The 4266-nt window shown below is 41.9% G+C and carries 4 protein-coding genes and 1 pseudogene; 1 reads left to right on the top strand and 4 read right to left on the bottom strand.

Features of this window, described 5'->3' with window-relative positions; genetic code table 11:
* From QZY09_RS17485 to QZY09_RS17475, 3 genes and pseudogenes are all read right to left on the bottom strand, one after another.
* Nucleotides 1–185, bottom strand: a pseudogene (locus tag QZY09_RS17485) (response regulator); the annotation flags it as partial.
* A 12-nt stretch (nucleotides 186–197) separates the two neighbouring features.
* Nucleotides 198–2321, bottom strand: coding sequence for an ATP-binding protein (locus QZY09_RS17480; RefSeq protein WP_295674463.1), 2124 nt, complete (start codon nucleotides 2319–2321; stop codon nucleotides 198–200).
* Complete coding sequence (locus tag QZY09_RS17475) at nucleotides 2314–2484, bottom strand: hypothetical protein (RefSeq protein ID WP_295674461.1); 171 nt, start codon at nucleotides 2482–2484, stop codon at nucleotides 2314–2316. The genes QZY09_RS17480 and QZY09_RS17475 overlap by 8 nt, the downstream gene beginning before the upstream one ends.
* 300 nt (nucleotides 2485–2784) lie before the next feature.
* Here QZY09_RS17475 and QZY09_RS17470 point away from each other — a divergent pair, with 300 nt between their 5' ends.
* On the top strand, nucleotides 2785–3270 hold the full coding sequence (locus QZY09_RS17470) for a hypothetical protein (protein ID WP_295674459.1): 486 nt from the start codon (nucleotides 2785–2787) through the stop codon (nucleotides 3268–3270).
* A gap of 456 nt (nucleotides 3271–3726) precedes the next feature.
* On the opposite strand, the gene QZY09_RS17465 is transcribed toward QZY09_RS17470, so the two are convergent.
* Nucleotides 3727–4266: glycoside hydrolase family 16 protein (locus QZY09_RS17465; RefSeq protein WP_295674457.1), on the bottom strand; the 540-nt coding region annotated here is incomplete at its 5' end.

The following is a 4266-nucleotide window of genomic DNA, read 5'->3' as shown; positions in this document are numbered from 1 at the left end:
CCTGGCATATTGATATCGGATAATATTAAAGAGAACTCTGGATGCGATTTAGCCAGCAGCTCAAGCGCTTCTGCGCCGGAAAGGGCAAAGACAAAATCATAAAGGCCATCCCTGATCTCCTTTCGGAACCGCTGGATAAATAATGGCTGTACATCAGCCTCATCGTCAACTACTAATATTTTCATGAATTGATTATTTTAAATGGGTAGGGTTACTGTAAATTCTGTGTACCGGCCTTCTTTTGTGTCCAGGTCTATGGTGCCTCCATGTACTTTTACTACAATGTCATAGCTTAAAGATAGCCCCAAACCTGTTCCTTCCCCTGTGGGTTTTGTTGTAAAGAATGGTTGCATGATCTTATCTTTAGTTTCATCCGGTATGCCGTTGCCATTATCTTTCACTTTTATAATTACCTGGTTATTTCCGGTAGAAGTTGTGACTGTAACTACCGGCTTATAATCTCCAGCTGCGGTTTTTTGCTTTTGGTATACGGCATAGAAAGCATTGTTAAACAGGTTGAGCAAAACTCTGCCTATATCCTGCGGAATGATATTGGCTTTAGGCAACTTACCGTCCAGATTGGTGGTCATTTCGGCATTAAAAGCTTTGTCCTTTGCCCGCAGGCCATGGTAACTAAGGCGGAAGTATTCATCGGCAAGCGCGTTAATGTCAGTGGGTTCTTTTGTACCAGTGCTTTTACGGGAATGTTCCAGCATACCATTTACGATGGCACCGGCACGTTTGCCATGGTGGTTTATCTTATCAAGATTTTGCTCCAGGTCATCGGCAATGGCTATAGCTTCTGCTGTATGACCGCTTCTCAGCTCTTCCTTTAATTCCTGTGTGAGTTCGGTGCTTACTTCAGAGAAGTTGTTCACAAAGTTCAACGGGTTTTGTATCTCGTGCGCAATACCGGCGGTAAGTTCACCCAGCGACGCCATTTTTTCTGACTGGATGAGCTGGTTTTGGGTGGATTTTAATTCGGTGATTGACTGATGCAGTTCTGCAGTACGCTCTGTTACCTTTTGCTCAAGCATTTCATTTTGCCGGGCAAGCAATTGTTGCTTTTCCGCCTCCTGCTGAAGACTGCGGACCGATAAGCTCTCTACCTCGGTAAGTTTTTGGCGCAGCGAAACAAGGTTTTGTGCAAACTCACGCGCCAGCAGTATCGAAAGAATTATTGCCGGGGTAAGAAAAGCGAGGGCAGCCTCAAAACAAATGAGCAGAAAGGGCTGTAGATCGATAAAATCATCAATATTAAAAAGGACAAAAAATATTAGCGCAAGTATAATTCCAGCGAGTAACAACCCGGCGCCTGCTTTTTTTTGCCTTAAAGCTTTCACCGATATGCGCATAACTTCGATATAGCACAACACATTGTAAACAGCCAACACATGTTCGGTGCGAACGTTATCGCCAATAAACTGAATAATGACGACGGGTATACAAAAAATCGCCAATACAAGGAACCAACGGCCCCGGGGGTAGGAAAAAAATGCGTAGGTCATCATTATAAAAAAAACGAAATCAGCGGGCGCGGCAAAGCAAAATATTGCAAGCATTATGGTATACCAGCCCGTGCCTTGCAAAATTGGCGACAGGAGCCCATCCCACAGTGTTAGGAGCTGTAAAAAGGCATAAATAGAAAGATACAAGTTTACTTTTCGCTCAGGGTTGAAAAAGTAAATGGCCAGTTGCAATATCACCAGCAACATAAAACAACCCGATACCCAGGAACGCGTGGTGTAAAAATCCACATCCAGAAAAAAAGCATCCCATGCGCTATCGACCTGTTTAAACGAAGCTGTGATAACTGGTTGGCCATAGCCAATCACCGGGTTCGAACGGTTAAACGAATACCTGATTACAACATATTGGCGCGGGGCATGGTTAAGCTGCAGGATTAGCGGCTCCCCTACAGAACGGATGACCTGCTCTTTTGTATAATCGGCACTTACCCGACCCATCTTTCGGATCAATGCCCCATTAAAATAAATTTCGGCGGCGCCGCACTGATTAACCACGAGGGCTACAGCCTTTCCCCTCAAACTTGGCGTTACATCAAGGGTAAGCCTGAACCAGCCGATCTGTGCATTGACTACTTCGGGCAAATGGTGTTGCAGTTGGGTAGGGTTCAGGTGCTTCCAGTCCCTGTCGCTAAAAGCGGTGTCGGCCCAGTCAGGGTTATCGCCGGCATGAAACTTCCATTGGTCCGTAATATTTGCAGGGAGGCTATTAAGATCGAAATCCCCTTTGTTAGGCGCCTGTCCATAGGCAGCCGGGAAACAGAAAAAAAACAGCAAAAACAGCAGTTTATTCATAATAAAGGTAATCTAATGATAAAAGCGGAATATTCTCCTTCTTTGCTATCAACCTTATACTCCCCCCATGCCCCTTCACCACCATATCATAAGTTAAAAATAGCCCTAACCGGCTGTATTGTAGAGCGCCAATAAACAATAGTACCAGCAGGTATAGTTTCAAAATCAGGAACGGGTTGTAAGGAATAACAATAATAAGCTAAAGATATATAATATTCCGGTTGAATATCAACCGGTTGGCAAGTGGTTGTAATTTATCGTTTTATTGATACCGCGATAGGATAAGTTAGACCAGTAAAGATATTTTGATAGCGCTTTTTCCAGACCATTTTACATGACAACATCTTCAAAAGAATGATTCATTTATCACTAAATAAAACCAATAACTACCAAAATATGAAACTAAATCGACGCTTGCTTTACCAATTAACATTTGTAAATTAGTTTATTCAAACTTAAAAGTATGAAGCATGCATTCCTGTATAGTTTAAAGGTTTGGATTACTGCTGCATTGGTGACGCCAATGCTTGCTTATTTGTTTTGGTCTGTTTTCAATACATTATTTGCCAGGGATCTGGTATTAAATTATAATACGTTCGCTGGTGCATTTCTTGATGGATCACAAAATACTTCGGTATTAAGAATTGCCAGTGTAAACCTGGATATATTTCAGTCTACACTTTATTCAATTCCCTATTTGTTGGTGATTTTTTTAGTTGCAATGAGCCTAAGCAAGCAAGCAATAAATGTTGTTTATAAGAAAAGTATATTAATGTTCATTAGTATACTCTTAACGATTGCCCCCTTTGCATTTTTGGAAATCGTTGATAAAGATGCGTTTAATAGACTGCAGTCGGGGATAATGGCATTCGAGGCAGTAATTATAACCGGAATATGGTTCTATCAACTTACGCCTTTCCCTTCAAAAATTTATCACGCTATTCGCTGAGTTAAAGGTGGCATTGAAAGCTTGTTCGGAATTATACTATCGCGGTATTTTAATAATAAACCCCGATCCTTCGCCCGCTTTGGTATTAACTTCAATTTATCTTGCTCACGTTACTTTTTGTCCATTAAAACGGTTGTAAGTGATAAAGTTCATGAACAGCAGGTTGCTCTCTCGGTATAAAAGATTTTCAGCAATACCAGCAATTATACAAGGCCTGTTAATACCAATAATGCAAAGAGTCTTTACAAAAAAAAATGGCAGGCGCTCATGACGCCTACCATCAACCATCAACTAAACCCTCATTTTTTTAGTCATTAAAATGCAGTTTTCATCCGTCAAATTCCTGAAAATTCAGGAGGTTTGCCCATATTTATAATACTCAAAAAACTGCGGTACAGCTCATATTTACGATAGTAAAAACTATGACTTTAAACTCATTTAATTTTATCATACGCCTTATTCGTTTTTTGTCACCTTTACCCAATCAACCAACATTTTACATTGGTTGTTTTTTACAGCTTGCGCTGTGGAATCGGGCATCCCGTAATAAGGCGCCTTTACGCCGTTTAATTTTACAGGGTAAGCGCCGCCAAGTGCAAAATTCAGGATCAGGTATTCAGGCGTATCGAACGACCATTTGCCATAATGCTCAGCCATGGTCCTGTTCACCCGAAACATGGGTACCCCATCATATTTAAACAACAAAGCGTCAGGTGTCCAATCTACTGCGTAGGTATGCCATTGACTAACATCGTTACCAGGCTCAAAATATTTTCTGTTAACAAACGGCGTTTCGCCACTGTATCCTGACCCATGTACTGCGGCGCTGATCCAATCCCGCTCGCCAACAAATTCCATAATGTCAACTTCTCCTGTTGTGGGCCAAATGCCACCGCCTAACAGCCACCATGCAGGCCAAAGCCCTGCGCCTGATGTCATTTTTATCCGGGCTTCGGCGGTACCATAGGTAAACTCAAACTTGTTTTTGGTGTTTAT

Source organism: uncultured Mucilaginibacter sp., from assembly GCF_903913935.1.
GTDB lineage: Bacteria > Bacteroidota > Bacteroidia > Sphingobacteriales > Sphingobacteriaceae > Mucilaginibacter.
This window is presented reverse-complemented; position numbering and strand designations above follow the sequence as displayed.

What these genes read in the sequence shown, in the direction of transcription:
- QZY09_RS17480 (WP_295674463.1), bottom strand. Translation starts at nt 2,321, where the DNA reads ATGAATAAACTGCTGTTTTTGCTGTTTTTTTTCTGTTTCCCGGCTGCC.
- QZY09_RS17470 (WP_295674459.1), top strand. Translation starts at nt 2,785, where the DNA reads ATGAAGCATGCATTCCTGTATAGTTTAAAGGTTTGGATTACTGCTGCA.